Below are 19395 nucleotides of genomic sequence, written 5' to 3'. Positions count from 1 at the left end.
CATGAACCGAACCTTTGTCATCAGTCTGTATGTACTCGTACTCTATCCTGTCTTGTTTTTGACATTCAATCCGGCTGTGACGCCGGTCATCGCCGGGATCAGTACGTTGATTGGATTAAGTTACTGCGCTCGGTCGGCGTATGTTCAGTTCATCCGACCGCGACCGAGGCATCCGTACCGGTTGATTGGCCACGCGATTCTGTTGTTCTGGCTCGGGATTGTCCTGAACCTCGGCTTAGCGCTGTTACCGAGCCGCTTGCATCCCGTCTGGTCCGATGCCTTAGCAAACGTGACGTTGACCCTGTTTTTGTTTTTGACCGCCCTCGTCTTGGCACGGCTGATTGACTGGTCGTCATTCCGGCAAAACCGGTTGCTGTATCTCGACGGCTTCATCTTATTCGGCATGTCGTTCGCCTTCGGATATGTACTGATTCTGCAAAATGTACCGGAATTTGCTCGGACACCGCTCGAACTGGTGGCGATGACGGTTTATGCCGTCTGTTTCTTGGCTCTCTTGTTCGCATTTTTGATTCTTTATACAACTGGCTTACGGGACACGATACGGCATCGTCTGTTACTGCAATCTGTCACCCTGTTTTGTGTGACGAACTTCGGCTACTATACGTTTCTCGTCCGCGATCAACTGGAGATCGCCGTCTTCTTTTTACCGCTTTATCCGATCAGTTTAGCCGGCTTGATTGGTTATTTCCGAAACGTCCCGCCCGTCGTCGCCAGTCAGCGGACGTTATCACGTCCCTATCTGCCGTATATCAGTCTCTCCTTGCTCTTGATCTGGATCACTTTTTTTGAAGTACCCGGTATCGTCTACATCTTAGCGATCACGGTCCTCTTTTCATTGTTTTTGATTCGTCAATTTTTCTCCGAACGCCGCAATCAACAACTGTTTCAAGAACATGAGATCGTCGAGATCGATCTCGCCCGCCGTGTGAAAGAACAGACGTCACTGCTCGAGTTACGAAAAGAAGAATACCGACGTCTGTTTCTTGACCATCCGGAACCGATTCTGCAAATCAATCGGACGGGTTCGTTGCACGCGATGAATCCGGCGGCAACCGAGCGGTTCGGTCAAGACTTACCAGATCAGTTGTTGCACCAGCTACGGCAAGAAGTCGCAAGTCTTACGTCCAGCCGGAAACTGCTGTTACAGGATGACAAGTTGACGTATGATACGACATTAATTCCGGTTCCGGAACATGACTATGTCTATGTCCTTTTATCCGATATCACAGAGACGCTCGAGCAGGAACAGTGGCTCGAGAGCCTCGGCTACCACGATGCTTTGACGCGACTTCCAAACCGACGCTATTTTGAAGAACAGCTGGAAAAGCAACTGACGCGACTCGATATCGGCTCATTGTTGTTTATTGACCTTGACGGGTTCAAACAAGTCAACGACCAGTACGGTCATGATGCGGGGGATTACGTCCTTCAAGAAACAGCCAATCGACTTCGGCTCCATCTCCGGGACGACGAGGTCGCAGCACGGCTCGGTGGTGACGAATTCATCGTCTTTCTGGTCCGCTCGAAGCCGGAGACGATTCAGTATACCGAAATGCTCATCGACCAGCTCAATCAGCCGTTTTGGTTCAAGGGGACTGCGATGTCGGTCACGCCGTCGATCGGGATTGCCCGTTATCCGGACGACGGGACGACGACAAGCTTACTGTTGATCCGGGCCGATGAAGCGATGTACAGCGTCAAACAACACGAAAAAAATGCCTATCGGTTTAAATGAAAAGAGGACCTCCCACGGTGGAAGGTCCTCTTTCGTTACAACGACTCGCGTCGATATTTTTCTTCTTCATAGGCATCCGGTAAATCAGAAATCGGACGTTCGGCTTCTTCCCAGGATTCCGACTCGACATCCGGTTCGATGAACTGATCGTACGAGCCGTCAGATCGATAAAATGGTTTGACGACCTTTCGTTTCTTGTCTTCACGTTTTGTCACGCGAGATCCCTCCCTAAGGCTAGAAAGTTACTGACGAGAATCAAAATACGGTGAAAAACTGCCTTCGACTTCTTCATACGGATCAACATACGATTTTCGACTCGTTTTCGTCTGACGCAATTGATTGATTTGTACCCCTAATTTAGCGGTTTCTGACGATAATTTCAAGTCGATTTTTTGACTGTCGGCGACAAGCTCCTGAATGACGGCTTGATTCGCACCGGCGAGTAAGTTCGAGTGGGCGGCGATAAACGCTTCCCGTTCATTCAACAAGTTCTGAATCTTCAGCAACCACTCATCGTAGACCTCTTCCTCCGGCGTCTGCTCCAGCAGTTCCATCAGATGTTTGGTCTTCAGACGGAGCGGATCGAGCGGACTCATCGTTGACGCGCGAGCTTCATCGCTTCTTTCCACGTCTCACGGAATTCTTCCGCAAAACCGATTACTTCGTCAATTGCCACAACATCATTTTTGACGTTGGCGTCAATCAGACGACCTTGCATGTAGTCGTATAAATTATTTAAGTCTTTGGACAAAGCAATCGATTGGTTGAGCGTCAGTTGAAGCTCAAGAATAATGGCCTGTGCTTTTTGGATATTCGTGTTTTTTTGTTCAATCAAATTCTGTTCAATCGCTCGTTTGGAAAGCATCGAGAACTTGATCAGTCCTTCATACAGCATCAACGTCAAATCTTGTGGTAAAGCGGTGGTCACTGAGTTCGTCTGGTACGTCGCGTATGGGTTTGCCATCTGAAGTCCTCCTTATTGTCCTAAGTACGAAGCGAGAGTTGCCGATTGGCTGTTCGCCTGGTTCATCGCCTGTTCCATCGCCGCAAAGCGACGGTAATAGCTGTCTTCTTTTGTTTTTAATTTATCTTCCCATGTCAACATGCTCTTATCGAGATCAGCCAATGATTTACCGAGACGGTACGTCGTCGCGACAGCACCATCAAGTCCTGCGACCTTCGAGATTTCATCTCGCATCGTTGTAGCGAAGCCTTGAATTTGACGTACAAATCCGTCAAGTCCACCTGGATTTCGTGTAACTGAACCATCGGGATTCTTAACAGGTTCCGGAGCATCTGCTGTAAATAGCTTATAGACACCTTCCGGCTGTTCTTCGAGCATCTTCTTCAGTTTCGTTTCATCAAGTTTGAGCTTTCCACCATCTCGAAAGTCACTGGTTGTCGTGATTCCGATTTGCGACATGTAGTTGAGTTCAATCGTTTTTGAGTCGGCAGTATAAGAATACCCTGTATCAACCTTCGCAGAGATGGCACTACGGAATGACGTCATCCCGTCACGCAGGAAACTGTCATTTTTCAAAACACCACTGATGGCCTTTTCTTCCCACTTCTTGACTTCATCTTCACTTAATTCTTTGCGTTGGGCATCCGTTAATGGTTGGAAGTCACGGTACTTTTCTTCCCGGACTTTTTTATTCATTTTGTCAATCAAGTCATTATATTTATCAACAAACTTCTTGATCGAATCAAAGTTTGCTTGCGTGTCGAGTTTCGTATTAATCGTTGTCGCAGTTGTAGACGTCCCGTTCAATGTGATTGTCAGACCATTTTGGGTGAATGTGTTGGTTTTCTGTTGTAATGCTGTTCCACCGATGCTGTAAATCGCATTTTCTCCAGCTACTGTTGTTTTAACGGGCGCAATCGCTGTATCAGCGATTTGATTTTTATCAGTCCACACGATTTCATTATCTGCCGCAAGTTTACCGGTATTTTGACGCGTTAAAACTAATTTTCCAGTAATATCATTGAAAACTGCACTGAGACCAAGTGACTTATCATTGTTGATTTTTGAAACCAAGTCACCAACTGTCGCTGTTCCATCAAACTTCATCGTCACCGGTATTCCTGCCGTTCCATTTTCTTGAAAAGTTGTTAGTTCCAACTCTATATTCCCGGAACCATCTTTCCCAACGAGTCCACTGGCATCAAGTTTCGTTTGACTGGAAATAGTTCCGGATAATGATGCATTACGAGAAATGACAAGTGAAGAAGCCGATGCAAGTTGTGTTACGCTGTCGATTGTGACACTGCCTGCTGTTGCGGATGGACTTGTCGTCACAACGACTTTCGATGCATCCGAACTGGTTGCTGTCTTCGTTGTATAGTTTTTTGATAACAACATATCACTCGCTGCTGTCCGTAAATCGAGCAAACCGCGGTTCATTTCGCGGTAAGCATCCCGTTGCCACGTTAAGGTTTGTTTCTTTTGTGACAGACGATCAACCGGTGCGCGTTCTGCCTGCATCAATTGTTTGATCATCGTTTCTGTGTCAATCCCACTTGCGAGACCACTAAGACGTATCCCTGCCATCCAATCAGTCCTTTCTGTTAAATCCGTTTATCGATTAATTGATTAAATTCCATAAAGGCTGCAAAAAAATCCAGTTCCTTTTTACTCGGAATTTCTTGAACGACATGGTTATTCGTATCAACAACTTGAATATAAAATTCATTGAGCTTTTCATGTTTGACGAACTTCAAACCGGTTCGTTGCGTTTCAAGCTGAACATTCGCTTTTTCAATAGCCGCTTCGAGCTTCATGATGTGTTGTGGCGTCGGCAAGATGACAATCCCATCTTGCGCCAAATCTTCTTGATTCGCTTCAACAAAGACATTCCGTGTCGCTTCGTAAGGCAACACATTTTCAGGTAGGTGAAGCCGAATTTCCGTGTTGATGGAATTCATGGACAAACACTCCTTTTTCTTCTCTATGTAGTATATCGGCATCTTCTAACAAGTTGTAATACCTGTTTTAAAATTCAATAGAAAAAGGCCATGGAACAAGTCCATGACCTTTAAGTAAGCTATAGGACCAATTACGATTAACGGAGTAATTGGAGAACGCCTTGCGGCTGTTGGTTCGCTTGCTACGCGCATTAGCTTTCGCTAATGATAAGACTATATCTTCATCCTAGGTATACTAGGAGCTGGGCGCTTCCCCCGCCGTTTACGGAGTACGGATTTCATAACCATCGGAAGTTTCCATTAGGTCGTCTATCCTAGTCGTTGAACCTTCACCAAGGTTTCCCTACAGGTGCTTGGCTGCTGATTGTCCAATCCTTGATATTTTTCAGAACGGTCACGCTCGCCGTTTCCAGCCACGTTGTCGTACATCAAGGCTCTAAGGAGTTCCAGCAATTCACCCAGTCATGCTCTGATCAGTTACCCAATCAGACGCCCGGTGGAATCAAATTACCGAAGGAGTTGAAGCACGCCTTGAGGTGTTTGATTCGATTGAGCCAACATTGCTTGTGCAGCCTGTGCAAGAATCGAATTCTTTGTTTGGTTCATCATTTCTTTCGCCATATCAACGTCACGAACGCGTGATTCAGCCGCTGTTAGGTTTTCAGAAGATGTTTTGAGGTTGTTGATTGTGTGCTCGAGACGGTTTTGGTTTGCACCCAGTTGTGAACGCTCAGCAGAAACTTCTTTGATAGCTTGGTCGATGACTTTAATGTTTTGATCAAAGCCTGCACCAGCAGATGTTAAGTTGACATTTGCTAAAGAAGCAACTGATCCAGAAGCGCCTTGACCAAGAGCGGTTGTACGCATATCTTTAATACCAAGATTAAGTACTGTGTCTTCATTCGCACCAATTTGGAATTTAACGCCATTACCATCTGTAGTAATTGTTTCTCCGTTCAATGTTCCACCTGCTACTCCTGTTGCTAAGTCAACATCAGCGTCAAAACTTAATTTCAGTCCAATTTTATCAAAGTTAAGCGTTTGTCCTGCTTTAACATCAGTAGGATCGATATTGATTTGTTGAGTAGTCGTTCCATCAGAGACACTAATTGAGTTCGTAGTATCTAAAGTAAATGTCAAAGTAGAACCTGATTTAACTCCTGCAACATCAGCTGAAATACCTGCTGCTGTTAATTCAGCAATAGTAGTAGTACCATCGTCTGCTTTCACACCTAAATTTCCGTTTAACAACGTCTTTGTATTGAACTCTGTTTTGTTACCGATACGAGTGATTTCTTCAGAAAGTTGATCAAACTCTTTTTGAAGTTCGCCTAAGTCATCATTTGTGTTTGTATCGTTGTTTGCTTGAACACCTAGTTCACGCATACGTTGAAGGATATCGTGTGTTTCGTTCAATGCACCTTCAGCTGTTTGAATAAGTGAGATACCATCCTGTGCATTACGTGAAGCTTGGTCAAGCCCACGAACCTGCGCGCGCATTTTTTCAGAAATAGCAAGACCAGCTGCATCGTCGCCCGCTTTGTTAATGCGAAGACCTGAAGCGAGTTTCTCCATTGATTTACCTTGAGCCGCAGAAGCGCTCGAAAGTTTGTTGTGTGTGTTAAGTGCTGTAATGTTGTGATTGATAATCATTTTAAGTTTCCCTCCATAGGAATAATTTTTTTGTCTCTTTGAAGATCCATCTTCTCCGAGATGTGCCCCCTGGCCGGCCCAAGAGTAGCACAGTGGTTGTAGTCGATGACTGCTTCCACTCTATATATCGTCGTCGCGTCGAAATGTTTAACAGTTTCTCTCAAAAAAAATAAAAAACTTCAAATAAAAATCGCAGACGTTGATTTCGTCTGCGATTTCTAATTTACAGACGTGTCGCGCCTGTCTCTTCCTGTAATTGTTCTGCGACGGCAACTAATTCTTCCATCGCCCCGTTGACTTCACCGAGTGAAGCTGCCTGATGGCTTGAGGCTTGCAAGACCTGCTCGGCATGTTTTGATGCTTCTTCGACCATCGCAAGGATATTCGCCGTCGTTAAACCAACTTGATCGATTTCTTTATCCGACTTAATGACCAATTGATCAACTGATTGAACACGCGAATAGACACTTTCCGTCGACTGATGAATCTCTTCAAACGACGAACCGGCTTGTTCGACGAGACCAACACCGGTCGCCACTTCTTTTTGGACATCCGTCATCGCATTCGCTGTATCGTTGACGAGACGTTTGACACCTGAAATCAGATCGGTGATTTCTTTCGCAGACGTTGCGGTCTGTTCTGCCAGTTTCTTGACCTCTGCTGCAACAACAGCAAACCCACGTCCGGCGTCTCCGGCACGTGCCGCTTCAATCGACGCATTCAGACTGAGTAAGTTCGTCTGCGCTGAGATGTCACTGATGACATCGGTAATCCGTGAGATTTCACCTGTCATATCTGTCAGGCGACCGTTCAGTGTTGCCGATTGTTCCATTTTACTTGAAATCATGTGCATCGCTTCAACTGAATCCGTTGCCAGTGTCTTCCCGTTCTCGGCTTCCGTCTGCATGACCGTCGCTGATTTCAACGCTTCGTTCATCTCTTTTGCGACTTCATCCATCGTTCGTTTGACGGCACCGAGCGCGTCCATCGACAGATACGCTTGATCAACATTCTCATTCATCTTCGTTGAGAGCTCTGCCATCGCTGAACGGATGCTTTCGCCCGACGCGTTGCCTTCTTGGACAGCCGCCGCAATTTCCTGCGCTGACGCCGTCAGTTTGTCACTTGAATTGCCCATCTGCGTCGCTTGTTTTCGAATATGTAAGACCATGACTTCGAGTTCATGCATCAACTGATCCACTTCGTCGCCGCGTTTCGCTTCTTCGAAGTCCACGTTAAAGTTGCCGTTTGCGACTTCACGTGCTGTTTCCGTTGCCTTCTCAATTGCTTTAATTGGTTGACGAAGAATCAATTGGATCAACGATGAACCGATGATCGATAAGATCAAGCCGATTCCGGCACCAAACCAAATCGACGGACCGTCTGCAATTTCCAGTCCCCGGTGTAAGAACAACGTCAACTGTGCTGAAATTCCGCCTGTGATGACCGAAATCGCCAGTACCCAGACAAACAATCGCATCTTTAAATTTTTCCGTAGCATACTCATCTTCGAAACTCCCTTTCCTGTTTCAAATCTCATCACCTTCTTTATCGGTCACTTCTGAGAACGCTTTAATAGAATTGACCTGATTTTGCAGTTCATGCGCCTCACGTTTTTGTCACATATGTAATAGACATAACAAAAAAAAACATTTAGTCAACGCCTTTTATAGAAGAAAGGCGTTGACTAGATGTCTGATGGTTTTACTTTACTTTCGGTCAATCTCAACGTATTTATACGAAATATCTGTTCCGACATTGTGACGGGCGAGGTTTTTGACTTCCGTGTTTTGGAGGAAGGCATTTTTCCGTTGGTAGACCGGTGAAATCGCTTGATCGTCGAGCAACATCGTTTCCGCTTTGCTCAACAATTCCAGACGTTTGTCTTGATCAAGTTCGTTTTCCGCTTGTTTCAAGAGTTCATCGTACTGTTTGTTCGAGTAGTCCATCATGTTAAACGGATTGCCTGTCATGAACAGGTTCAAGTACGTTGTTGCATCCTGATAGTCTGGCGCCCAGCTCGCGAGTGACAAGTCGTAATCCCCTCGTCCTTCACGCGCCAACCGCTCTTTTTTCGGCAATGACAACAGTTTTACGTCAACGTTTTGTTGTTTCAGTGAACCTTGGATATACTCCCCGATTTTTTTCGAGACGTCATCATCTTCAATGATCATCGTCAATTCGAGGTTTTGATCGGCGAGTACTTGTTTTGCTTGTGTTGCGTCAAACGACGCTTCGATTTGACGGGTCTTGTCGTACTTTGGATCAAGTTCTTGCGGGACGATGTAATCAGCCGGCAATGATCCGTTTCCAAGCAACGTTTCCGTCAAGGCTTTTTTATCGTAGGCAGCGTCAATCGCCTGACGTGTCTTCTGATCTTGTAATGCCTCTGTTTTTTGATTCATCCGGATGAAGAACATCCGCGAGTCGCTGAACGTGTTGTACTCTTTTTGATCTTTGTACGTGACGACGTTTTCCGAGTTCAATGGCGCGACGTCAAGTTCACCTGTTTCAAACAAATTGATCGCAAGCATCGGATCCTTGATGATTTTGACATCGACTTCGTCGATCTTGACGTTTTTCCGGTCCGCGTAGTCCGCGTTTTTCGCCAGCATATAGCCTTGCTCAGCCTGATATTTTTTGAATGTGAACGGTCCGTTGTAGACGTTTGTTTCCGGGTCCGTTCCGAACTTGTCTCCCTGTGCTTTGACGATATCTTCCCGGACCGGCATATATGTGCCGAACGTCGTCATGCTGAGGAAGTACGGTGTCGGACGTTTCAGTTCAATTTGTAATGTCTCGTCGTCGATGACTTTTGTTTCTTTAACCGGTTCTAACAAGTAAGAAAACGGTGAGTTCGTCTCGATTACCCGTTCATAGGCATAACGGAAGTTTTCCGCTGTGACCGGCTTGCCATCTGACCATTTTGCGTTCGGATCGAGCTTAAACGTATAGACTTTTCCATCTTCCGACACGCTGTGCGACTTCGCTGCTGCCGGGACGAGTTCATTGTTCGCATCAAACCGATACAGTCCTTCATAGATTTGGTTGAAGATGTTGGATGTGATGGCATCTGCCGGATCGACCGACAAGAGATCGTAACTTTCCATCGTGTGCAGGACTTTCTTTTCGTTTTCGTTTGGTGTTGCCTTTTCTGTTTCCGTCGTCGAGCATCCTGCGAGTAGGAACGCCGTGCTTGCCGCCGCGATCAATGTCTTTTTCATAAAAAATTCCTCCTAAAGATAATGTGCGTTGGATGATTCGGCGTTCCTTGACGTAAAACAAAAGACGCCCTCTATGCTACAGCAAAAGCTGATGCATAGAGGACGCCTGTATCCGCGCGGTGCCACCTCTAGTTGAGATTAAAAATCTCCTCTTGTCGCTGGTCCAACAACCAGCTAGCCCGGTAACGGGGGCAACCGTCCTGTCTACTGAATCGTTCAACAGGCTCTCAGCGGTCCATTCCCTAATCAGCTTACCGCGTCAGGCTCTCACCTTTCCTGACTCGCTTTGTCGGCAGTGTTGACGGTACTTACTCCGCGTCGTTGATTTGTTTGATATGGCTTAACTTGTTGTTTACTTTACACGGCTTGTTTTCAACTGTCAACGAAAAAAGCTTAAAACGGATGATCCTCTTTGCGTTCCTGTTCTTTCCGGACCGGACGGGGACGGATCGGTTCAACGCGTTCCACATGTGTCCGCGTGATGATCCGGTTTCCGAATGCCGCATCCAGCAAGATCGTAATCGCGGCTGCCATGTGCAACAACATCCCGACGACTGGAATGACGCCGACTGTCGACGCAACGATTCCGACGATATTCCCTTTTGAGACCCGACCGGCTCGCGCCGTCAAGGCGACGACCACGATATGAAAGGCAAGCATAAACAGTAGGGGCGTGTAGCCTGTGCCCATGATGAACAAACCACCTAACAACGGAATACCGAGTGCTGCCTCTAAACCACCTGATACCCATTTCAACGTCCGTAATGAATCCTGTCGACCGTCCATGACGTCGCCTCCTCTTTTTTTCCATATGTTTAGTATACGACAAAACATCGAGAAGGTTTCAGACTTCTTTTAGAATATGAACTTGTTTTTTCCTATTGTTCACTTCACCACTTGTCACCCGTTTTCTAACAAAAAAGTTTCCGTCGTCCGGGCGCGACTCCTACGGGAAAAGGAAGGGCTTGTCCCTTCCGTCAGGAACCGGCAAGACCCGGTCGTCCGAAGAGGACGATCGCGGCTTGCGTTCCGCCCGAGGAAAGCGCGCCAACGGACGAACGGAAACGATATCGTATTTCTGTAAAAAATAGAAAGACCTATGGTCTTTGAACTCGACAAAAAAGCCCACTCGCGTGGACTTTCGACAAAATAATTATAATCCGAGCACGTGGAACTGATAACCACGTCCAACAACGAATCCAGCCTCTTTATAGAGATCCAGTGCCCGTGCGTTATCCGTCTCGACATCCAGTTCAAGCTGCGTCCGACCTGTGCGGAACATTGCCTGCACCATCAACTTCAACATCTTTTTCCCATAGCCGTTGCCTTGCGCTTCCGGACGAACGGCAAACGCATGGATGCTCGCTTGTGTCTCAGACGCCAAGTACGCCCGAATGACACCAACCGGTTTGCCGTTTGCGACACCGATGAACGTGATGCGATCCTCCGACTCGATCGCCTGATAGATCGACTCCGCTTCATCGGCTGTGTTTCCGAACGATGAACCGAGTGTCTCGACGATGAACGGACGATCGTCCTTTGTTGCTTCCCGCAGTTCGAAATCCGGATCCGCTTTTAAGAACAACTGGGCTTTTTTCAAGACCATATTGTATTCCGTCATCCGGTACTCCGCACCGAGCTGACCAAGGACAGCCTGCCCTGATTTACTTTCATCATCAATGACGAACGTAAACGCTTCAACGCCTTGCGGACGAGCTGCTTCTTTCGCCGCTTCGACAAGCGTCTTGAAGATACCTTGTTTCCGGTAATCCGGATCGACGAACACATTGATTTCCCATTCCGTCGGTAAGTACGCAAAGGCTTGCAGATAACCGATCAATTTTGTATCGTCATAAACGGCAAAATCGTTTTGTCCGACCCAATCCGCCGCGACTTTCAATTCAATGCCATCGTGATCATTAACACATTTCTCAAGTTGTAGAACTTCTGTTGTTTGTTTGACTTCTGATACTGTCCATTCCATTTCACTTCACCTCAACCTTTACTATATCGAACCATCAAAAGAAGCACTAGCAAAAGCTGGTGCTCCTTGCAGTTTTCTCATTTTAATTTAAATGTCTTCATCATCGCCGGAACGTCACTTGTGATCAAGTTGGCAATTTTCGCTTTACCGACTGCCCCTTTGACGGCTTCGGTCGGCTGGACGTAATAATACGTTTTGTTGCCTTTTGTACCGAGATACGTGCCGTATCCGACTTGTTTCTCAAATTGTTTTTTCGATAATTTCTTCGGTTCAAAGTTCAAGTTGACGAGCAACTGATCTTTCCCCTTTACCTTATAATAAAGCGAAAACGTTCCGCTGCGTGTCACGGTGCCGTATTTCGACTTCACGGTTTTGTTTTTGACGAGCTCGACTTTATCCTGCTTGATGGCCGTTTGCAACGCCTTCGTCGCCTTGACGGAATAACCGAACTCTTTATTTTGAATCGTTCCTGTTTTGTACGTCACGTCACTTGCACCGAAAGCTGTCACTGGAATTAGACATGCTCCGATTAATACCCCTGTCATTGCTACTCGTTTCATGCTAACTCCCCCTCAACTCTTCGATAGTAGAAGAATTCCCTTTTGTGAAATAGGTAAACTCTATTCTTGAAAAAGATTTGACGGAATTGTCTAAATTTCTTACGATAGAACTAACGAAACGAAATGGGGTTAAACTGATGGCTGAACAAGAACAATTAACGCAAGAACAGCTCGATAATCTGCTGAAGAATTCGTTTGCGATGCAGGTGCCAATCCTCGAGAAGTTCATGAAAGATACACATGACCGCTACGCACTCGCGACGACATCATTCAAACGTGACATGGACACGATGAAAGAATCAGAGTGGCACCAGTTCTTCGCCGGGAAATTGTTACCGCATTTCTTCCTCGAGCACCTTGGATTCGGGGCGTCGTTCCGCTTTAACGGACACGATAAAGAAGTTGATCTTCCGGAAAACGTCGTTCCTGTCCGAAATGATGCCGATGATCAAATCGCGAAAGTTGTCCTCGGTGTTGAAAAAGCGATGAAGGACATGCACATCAAAAACCATAACCTGGTCGCGAAATTCTACCAAGAAACACTTGAACTGGCTTGCCAGATGGGCAGCCGCGTCGGGATGAGTGATGAATTTTATACACTCGTCAAACCAAGCCTCGTCCAAGCAAACGATTCTGAATGAACACGATGTCCCGCCCTTCATCAAGCATGAGGAGCGGGACATTTTTTATTCTTTGAATCGGACATAAAAACAGGCGCCGCCGAGTTCACTGTCCCGGACGCCATACGTCAAGCCGTGACTGTCGAGAATCAACCGGCTGATCGCAAGCCCCAGTCCATGTCCGGAACCGCCGGCTTGTTTGACGTAAAGGTCCCAAATCGTCGCCCGATCGGCTTCTACGACGCCGCTTCCGGCGTCGTCAACCGTCAGCTCGTTCGACACCAGCCGGACCCGGACTTCACTCCCGCTTGGGGCAGCGACGTGCGCATTCATCAGGAAATTGACAAGAACCCGCTCGAACATCCGGCGATCAAGGAATCGTTGAACCGGTTCCGTTACAACCGTCAAACGGAGACCGTCTTTTTGGAACGTCGACTGCAGGCGTTCGACCGTCTCCTGTACCAGCCGATCAAGCTGTACTTCCGTTCGGTCAAGCGGCATCATCCCGCCGGCCAGTTTCGAGTAGACGAGTGTCTCATCAATCAAGAGACCTAAGCGGTCCGTCTCCTCGATGATGCTGTCGGTCACCTCCGGCAACTCTTCGACCGGAATCACACCTGCCGCAAGAGCTTCTGTTTCGTTGCGGATGATGGCAAGCGGCGTCCGTAAATCATGCGTAATACCGGCGATAAACGATTTCTGTAAGACCTCTTTTTGGACCAATTGTTCCTGCATCTCGTCCACGGCACTGATCAGTTCCCCGACTTCATCGTTTGGTCGGTCCGGTAGCACAACGTCTTTTTGGCCGTCGCCAATCTGCTTGGCAACGGCGCGTAAGTCAATGATCGGGCGAATGAACTGCCGGCCCATGTAATAGGCAAGTCCTGCCGCGAGCAACAGCGTCACGAGAAAGGCGATGCCAATCGCTACATAGACGCCGTCGAGCGCACTGCTCGCAAGCGGTGCTTCCCGAATCGTCGTGATGACCGTTTCCCCGTTTGTCACCTGATAGGTCAACAGACGATTCCCTTGAACTTCGATCACGTCCTCTTGTTGCAAGTCCTCTAAAATCGGTAAGTCGACGACTTGCCGGCCACGCCCGCCAATCCGTTCCGTCACGCCGTTCGTTGTGATGAAGCCTTGAATTTCACGCGGGACCGGTCGATTTTCCGTCAGCGCTTCTTCGATGATATTCGCTTCCCGCGCCAGTTGACTGTAACGTTCGTCTTCCGCAAACCGGTTGACGAGAAACGCTGTCAGACCAAAACTGAGCACCCCCATGATCAGTAACGGGGCGATGACGGCGAGTAAAAACTTCCGCATCAACTTACTCATTCGATCGCCTCCAACCGATATCCGACCCGATGCACCGTCTTCAACTGTTGTTTGACGGTCGGCAGTTTATCCCGCAGCTGTTTGACATGGGTATCAACCGTCCGCGTATCGCCGCCAAACGTGTAACCCCAGACGTCGTCCAGAATTTGATCGCGGCTCAGTGCCTCACCGAGGTGCTCCATAAAGTAGACGAGCAATTCAAATTCCATCTTCGCGAGACTGATCGTCTCCGCGCCATTTTTGACCTGACGGGCTTTTTCATCAATCGTCACGTCCCCTAACTGTCGTCCGGCTGGCACACGTTGCTTCAACGCCCGCTCCAGTCGAATGATCAACTCCTTCAGAACAACCGGTTTGACGAGATAGTCGTCGGCGCCAAGTTCCAGTCCAAATACCCGGTCGTCCGCTTCCCCGCGTGACGTCAACATGAAGACGACCGGTGCCGGTTGACTGGTTTTGATCGACGGGACAAGTGACCAACCGTCCCCGTCCGGCAGGCGGACATCGACGAGCACGGCGTCAAACTGATCCGAACTTAAGCTCTTTTTTGCTTCCGCCAATGATCCCGCTATCGTGACGCCATAACCGTGATGCCGTAAAAAACGTTCTGTGACTTGGGCCAGTTTCGGTTCATCTTCAATCACTAAAATCTTCATCTTCATCCCTCCACTTGTAGTGTACCGCCTTTTTTAAGTGCTTGGTCTTTCTTCGCCATTTCTTTGCAACTTCCTCACAACTTTGATTCTCTCGCCCGCTAACATAAAAGGTGAAAGGAGTGATCACCCATGAAATTCAAAAAACAATGGATCACCGCACTGACCATCAGCGCTTTAACCGTAGGAGGAGCTTCGGCGTATGCCGCGACAAACGACAGCGATACGGCTACAAAATCCGAACGTCCGCATTTTGAAGGGATGAAACGACTCGACTTGACGTTATTACTCAAAAAACTCAATCTGACCGAACAGCAGGTCGAGACGGCCCGGGAAAAAGGGCAATCGATTGCTGATCTTGCCAAACAAAAAGGCATCTCGTTCACGGATTATAAAAAGGCGGAGCTCGCCGCCGCCAAAGAACAACTCGCTTCGCTCGTCAAATCGGGTGACTTAACGAAATCGCAGGCAGCCGATATGTTGAAACACCATACCGAACGCTTCAGCGGTGTCTCCAGTTACGCCGAGTTGAAAGAGCAGATGCCAAAAGGCCATCACGGCGATAAAGGCGGCTTCTTCAATGAATCGTTGATCGCTGACGTCTTGAAAGCACTTGGTCTGAGTCAGGACAAGTTTGACGCCGCGAACCAATCACTCGCCGCTTACGCGAAGGCTCAAGCGATCAAGTTCGCCGACTACAAAAAAGCCTTGCTTGCCGCGCAGACGACGCAACTCGATCAATTCGTCAAGGACGGAAAGATGACGAAAAAACAGGCAACGGACATCAAAGAACGGCTGACAGAAGAAATTTCCGATGCCAACAGTTACGACGACCTGCCGGAACGCGGACAGCACGGACCGGGTGAACACGCCGGACGCGGTCACGACGTGTTTGGCGATACAAGCTCTGCCATCCTCAAACGACTGAACCTCGATGAAACGAAATTCAAAGCAGCCGATCAATCGTTACCGGAATTCGCGGAAGCAAATAACGTCTCGTTCGCAAAATTCGAACAGGCCGTGCTTGCGGAACAGACAACAGCGATTGAGGCGAAAGTCAAGAGTGGTGCCATTACGAAAAAACAAGCAACAGCTATCAAGGAACGGATGCAAGAACGTGCCGATGAAGTCTCAAGCTATGACGACTTACAGCAAGGTCCCCGCGGCGGACACGGTCCGGGACGTCATCACGGCATGAACGAGTCCGACTGATCTGAACAAGCCGATCCAAATGCCAGCGACATATCTGTCGACTTAGCCATCTGATTACGCCTTAAAATCATGACAAACCAAGTCCGCCTTCACACCAAGTGGAGCATGATGAGGTTTGTCTTTTTGTCTTTTTGTCTTTTTGTCTTTTTGTCTTTTTGTCTTTTTGTCTTTTTGTCTTTTTGTCTTTTTGTCTTTTTAATGATTTTTTACGCTTTTATGATCATCTCTTGTCGCCTTTTATATGTATGCTGTTTCTGTTTACCTTTCGATCCACGAATCATATAAGACGGTTGCGTCCACGTTCGAAGCTCGACTTCTGCGGGAAAAGGAAGCTTTGCTTCCGTCAGGAACAAGGGAGACCCGGTCGACTGTCAAGACGACCGCGGCTTCCGTTCCGCCCGAGAAAAGCGAGCGAAAGAACGTGGACGCAGTCACCCCGCTCTCCCTTTTCGCTCATTCCCCAGAAAATGATTCACTTTTTTTGAAAAATAAGTCTATCTGCCGAACTTTGATTGCAATTCAGGGACAGATACTCCGATACTAGAAAGAGAGCCAAAAATTCGAGTGAGGAGATTCAGCCATGACTTTTTTCAACGCGATGCAACGACTCAGTCGTTCGTCCACATCCCCCTTGTTGATCGGTGGATTAGAACTGTCACATCCGGAACGTGTGGAGCCGTTTTTTCAACAGACGACGGATGCTGTCTTTTTCTTCAATCACCTCGGTGAAATCATTTACTTTAATGAATACCTTCCACTGATGCTCGGTTATTCGGAAGAGACGTTATATGAACATTTTGCAGTCTTTAATCCGCCGGAACAACTTGAAGCTGTGACTGCCTTTTTCAACCGTGCCCTTGCCGGGGAAACCGTCCATTATACGGCGCAAGGACTGCACGTCGATCAACATCGGCTGACGCTGAAAATCACCAATATGCCGATTGAACAAGACGGTCAGATTGTCGGCGTCTACGGGGTTGCCCGCGATATTACCCGCGAAAAACAACTTGAGGATGACGTCGCGCAAATCCGTTCCCAACTCGAACTGACGGAACAGATTCCGGAACTCGTTGTCTTTACGTATGATCCGTCGACGCGGACCATCGAGTATTCCCCGTCCTTGATCAACTACTTAGGTCTTGATCCAACGAATCCGAAACACCTGTCAAACGAGCAGGTCCATCAACGGATTCACCCGCGTGACTTCGACCCGCTCAAGTTCCAGATGATCCGGTTGCTCGACGGCGAAATCGAGACCTTTGAACAAGAAGTATCGGTGCTGAACGCCAATCAAGAATACCAACTCCTGCGTTTAAAAGCGTTGCGACGCGACGGTCTGAACGGTCCGATTTCCGTGATTCTTTATGATTTGTCAGAAGTCGATGACGTCCGGCGGCAACTGAAAATGGAACGGGAACAAACAAAAGAAATTTATGAGGCGCTCGAGGCCGCGATCTCGCAAATCGATTTATCGAACGGACGGCTGCTGTTTCATTCCAAAGGATTTTTCCAGATTTTCGAGGAGTTGCCAAAAGACTTGATTCTTAGTCAAGACTGGTTGTTTGAGCGACTGGATCCGCGTGACAGACCAGCGATGAAACGATTCATCAAGCGACTGACATCCGGGAAATCCGGCACGATCCAGTATCGACTGCTGTTTCCGGACGGACGTCGCAAGTGGATTGAGGATCAACAGATTCCCGTCTTCCAACTCGATGGAACGATTGCCTATACGAACAGCATCATGCATGATATCACGTTGCAAAAAGAGTACGAGGAACGGTTGCAGCAGTTGGCGATGCATGACTCGATCACGGGTTTGCCGAATCGGCTGTCATTGACGGATACGATTCGAGACTGGATGCAACAAGGGACCACCTTCTCGATTCTCTCGATTTCGTTTAACCGGATCACGGATATCAACAATGCGTTTGGTCACGCGACCGGCGATCAATGGATTCAAGCAACCAGCAGCTTGCTTTATTCATCAAAACCAAAGGAAATCTTTTTTGGTCATCTCGGCGGGGACGAGTACGCGATGCTGATTCCGTCAAGCTACAAGGAAGATGTCACGTCCTGTGCTGACATGTTACTGGGGTTATCCGCCGAACCGATTTTGATTGAGCCGTATGCCTTGTTTGCCCGCGTCTCGATCGGCGTCAGCCGCTTCCCGGACGACAGTGACGACCCGATTGAGCTGATGAAACATTCTTATACGGCACTGCGCCGTTCACGGCGCGAAAACCACAGCGCTTTGCATCATTACGCCTCGAATCTCGACATCGATTATTACCGCCGTTACCGGCTGGAACAGGATTTACATTATGCCATCGAACGGGAAGAGCTGTTTCTTGAGTATCAACCGAAGGTCGACAGTTGGACCGGAAAAATCATCGGGCTTGAAGCTTTGATCCGCTGGCAACACCCGGAATGGGGACGGATTCCGCCGAATGATTTTATCCCGCTTGCCGAAGAAAGTGCGCTCCATGTCGCCATCGGTGACTGGGTCGTCGACACCGCCTGTAAAACGATGAAGCAGTGGGCACGTGCCGGGGCACCGGCGATTCCGATTTCGGTCAACGTCTCACCGAAACGCTTTTTGATTCCCGGATTTGAACATCAAATCGAACAGATTCTGACGAAGTACAACTTATCGCCCCACTTGCTGGAGCTTGAAATCACCGAAGCCGCTTTGATCATGGACGATCCGAACATCAGCCGGACACTCGAATATGTCAGTCAGATCGGCGTCCGGATTGCCCTTGATGATTTCGGTAAAGGCTATTCATCGATGGTGTATCTGCAACGGTATCCGATCAACGTCGTCAAGATTGACCGCCAATTTGCGACGCATATCACGGACGATGCCAAGGCACAGGCGATTGTCAAAAGCATTCTCTACATGGCAATGGAATTCAACTTATCCGTCATCGCCGAAGGCATCGAGACACTCCGTCAGCTCGAGACATTCCGGGCGCTCAACTGTCCGAACATCCAAGGCTATTTGTTCAGCAAACCGGTCTCAGCCAGCGTGATGGAAAGTTACTTATTGCGCGAAGTCTTGTATCCGATCGAAGCCTGTTCGCTTGCGGAAGACAGTGTACCAAGCTTTTCCGTTCAAGGGAAAATCAAGATGCTGAAACACCAAAATCAAGCACTTGATTTAGGCTTTTCAGACATCAAGGCTCATCGCACCAGCACCCGGTTTCTGTACTTCACGACGGATATACCACTCCCGTTGCAAAGCGCGACGTTTGAAGTGCGTCTGTTTGAAGGGATTCAACTTGTCTCCTGCACCTTGACGGTCACAGCGATCGAACACGGGCAGTACGTCGGCGAATACACGACGACGCAGGAAGCGGAACTCGTCTTACGGTTTTTCCAATCATTACGCTACAAAGAATAAGCATCGCACTAAGGTCGTTCTCGCGCGCCTTAGTGCTTTTTTGTTATAGTAATGAAAAGTGCTGAAA

At 48.0% G+C, this 19395-nt stretch carries 17 protein-coding genes and 1 other annotated feature; of the genes, 4 read left to right on the top strand and 13 right to left on the bottom strand.

Features of this window, described 5'->3' with window-relative positions:
• The first annotated feature begins 1 nt into the window (after position 1).
• Positions 2 to 1756, top strand: coding sequence for a GGDEF domain-containing protein (locus P397_RS0104335; RefSeq protein WP_028105758.1), 1755 nt, complete (start codon positions 2 to 4; stop codon positions 1754 to 1756).
• Positions 1757 to 1791: 35 nt separating this feature from the next.
• Here the strand turns inward: P397_RS0104335 and P397_RS0104330 are convergent, their stop codons facing one another.
• The 11 genes from P397_RS0104330 to P397_RS0104280 form a co-directional block, all read right to left on the bottom strand.
• Positions 1792 to 1971: a hypothetical protein gene (locus tag P397_RS0104330; RefSeq protein ID WP_012371303.1), complete on the bottom strand. Its 180-nt coding sequence runs from the start codon at positions 1969 to 1971 to the stop codon at positions 1792 to 1794.
• Between the two features lie 27 nt (positions 1972 to 1998).
• Entirely contained in the window at positions 1999 to 2385 is a 387-nt protein-coding gene (locus P397_RS0104325; protein ID WP_233550693.1) for a hypothetical protein, read from the bottom strand.
• The gene (fliS, locus tag P397_RS0104320) at positions 2349 to 2720 is read right to left on the bottom strand and encodes a flagellar export chaperone FliS (RefSeq protein WP_028105757.1); all 372 of its coding nucleotides are present in this window, start codon (positions 2718 to 2720) and stop codon (positions 2349 to 2351) included. The genes P397_RS0104325 and fliS overlap by 37 nt, the downstream gene beginning before the upstream one ends.
• A gap of 12 nt (positions 2721 to 2732) precedes the next feature.
• The gene (fliD, locus tag P397_RS0104315) at positions 2733 to 4307 is read right to left on the bottom strand and encodes a flagellar filament capping protein FliD (RefSeq protein ID WP_028105756.1); all 1575 of its coding nucleotides are present in this window, start codon (positions 4305 to 4307) and stop codon (positions 2733 to 2735) included.
• A 17-nt stretch (positions 4308 to 4324) separates the two neighbouring features.
• Positions 4325 to 4681, bottom strand: coding sequence for a flagellar protein FlaG (locus P397_RS0104310; RefSeq protein ID WP_028105755.1), 357 nt, complete (start codon positions 4679 to 4681; stop codon positions 4325 to 4327).
• Between the two features lie 507 nt (positions 4682 to 5188).
• Positions 5189 to 6334, bottom strand: coding sequence for a flagellin N-terminal helical domain-containing protein (locus P397_RS0104305; protein WP_028105754.1), 1146 nt, complete (start codon positions 6332 to 6334; stop codon positions 5189 to 5191).
• Positions 6335 to 6557: 223 nt separating this feature from the next.
• On the bottom strand, positions 6558 to 7841 hold the full coding sequence (locus P397_RS0104300) for a methyl-accepting chemotaxis protein (protein WP_026832132.1): 1284 nt from the start codon (positions 7839 to 7841) through the stop codon (positions 6558 to 6560).
• 202 nt (positions 7842 to 8043) lie between these two features.
• Positions 8044 to 9558 (bottom strand): peptide ABC transporter substrate-binding protein, encoded by a 1515-nt coding sequence (locus tag P397_RS0104295; protein ID WP_028105753.1) that lies wholly within the window; start codon positions 9556 to 9558, stop codon positions 8044 to 8046.
• Between the two features lie 95 nt (positions 9559 to 9653).
• Positions 9654 to 9889, bottom strand: a binding site (T-box leader).
• Between the two features lie 62 nt (positions 9890 to 9951).
• The gene (locus P397_RS0104290; RefSeq protein ID WP_028105752.1) at positions 9952 to 10344 is read right to left on the bottom strand and encodes a hypothetical protein; all 393 of its coding nucleotides are present in this window, start codon (positions 10342 to 10344) and stop codon (positions 9952 to 9954) included.
• Positions 10345 to 10711: 367 nt separating this feature from the next.
• Positions 10712 to 11542 carry a GNAT family N-acetyltransferase gene (locus P397_RS0104285; RefSeq protein WP_028105751.1) on the bottom strand — a complete coding sequence of 277 codons (831 nt, stop codon included), beginning with the start codon at positions 11540 to 11542 and terminating at the stop codon, positions 10712 to 10714.
• Positions 11543 to 11619: 77 nt separating this feature from the next.
• Entirely contained in the window at positions 11620 to 12102 is a 483-nt protein-coding gene (locus P397_RS0104280; protein ID WP_028105750.1) for a hypothetical protein, read from the bottom strand.
• A 137-nt stretch (positions 12103 to 12239) separates the two neighbouring features.
• Between P397_RS0104280 and P397_RS0104275 the strand changes: the two genes are divergently transcribed.
• Positions 12240 to 12743, top strand: a complete 504-nt coding sequence (locus P397_RS0104275) for a hypothetical protein (RefSeq protein WP_026832127.1) — start codon at positions 12240 to 12242, stop codon at positions 12741 to 12743.
• 45 nt (positions 12744 to 12788) lie between these two features.
• Here P397_RS0104275 and P397_RS0104270 read toward each other — a convergent pair whose 3' ends face one another.
• Positions 12789 to 14057 (bottom strand): HAMP domain-containing sensor histidine kinase, encoded by a 1269-nt coding sequence (locus P397_RS0104270; protein ID WP_028105749.1) that lies wholly within the window; start codon positions 14055 to 14057, stop codon positions 12789 to 12791.
• Entirely contained in the window at positions 14054 to 14713 is a 660-nt protein-coding gene (locus tag P397_RS0104265) for a response regulator transcription factor (RefSeq protein WP_028105748.1), read from the bottom strand. Before P397_RS0104265 ends, P397_RS0104270 begins: the two co-directional genes overlap by 4 nt.
• Positions 14714 to 14842: 129 nt before the next feature.
• Between P397_RS0104265 and P397_RS17100 the strand changes: the two genes are divergently transcribed.
• A complete protein-coding gene (locus P397_RS17100; RefSeq protein WP_051523879.1) occupies positions 14843 to 15922 on the top strand; it encodes a hypothetical protein in 1080 nt (359 codons plus the stop codon).
• A 580-nt stretch (positions 15923 to 16502) separates the two neighbouring features.
• Entirely contained in the window at positions 16503 to 19328 is a 2826-nt protein-coding gene (locus P397_RS0104250; RefSeq protein ID WP_028105747.1) for a sensor domain-containing protein, read from the top strand.
• Positions 19329 to 19395 lie beyond the last annotated feature (67 nt).

It is taken from the genome of Exiguobacterium undae DSM 14481 (genome assembly GCF_000620805.1).
GTDB classification, from domain to species: Bacteria; Bacillota; Bacilli; order Exiguobacteriales; family Exiguobacteriaceae; genus Exiguobacterium_A; species Exiguobacterium_A undae.
This window is presented reverse-complemented; position numbering and strand designations above follow the sequence as displayed.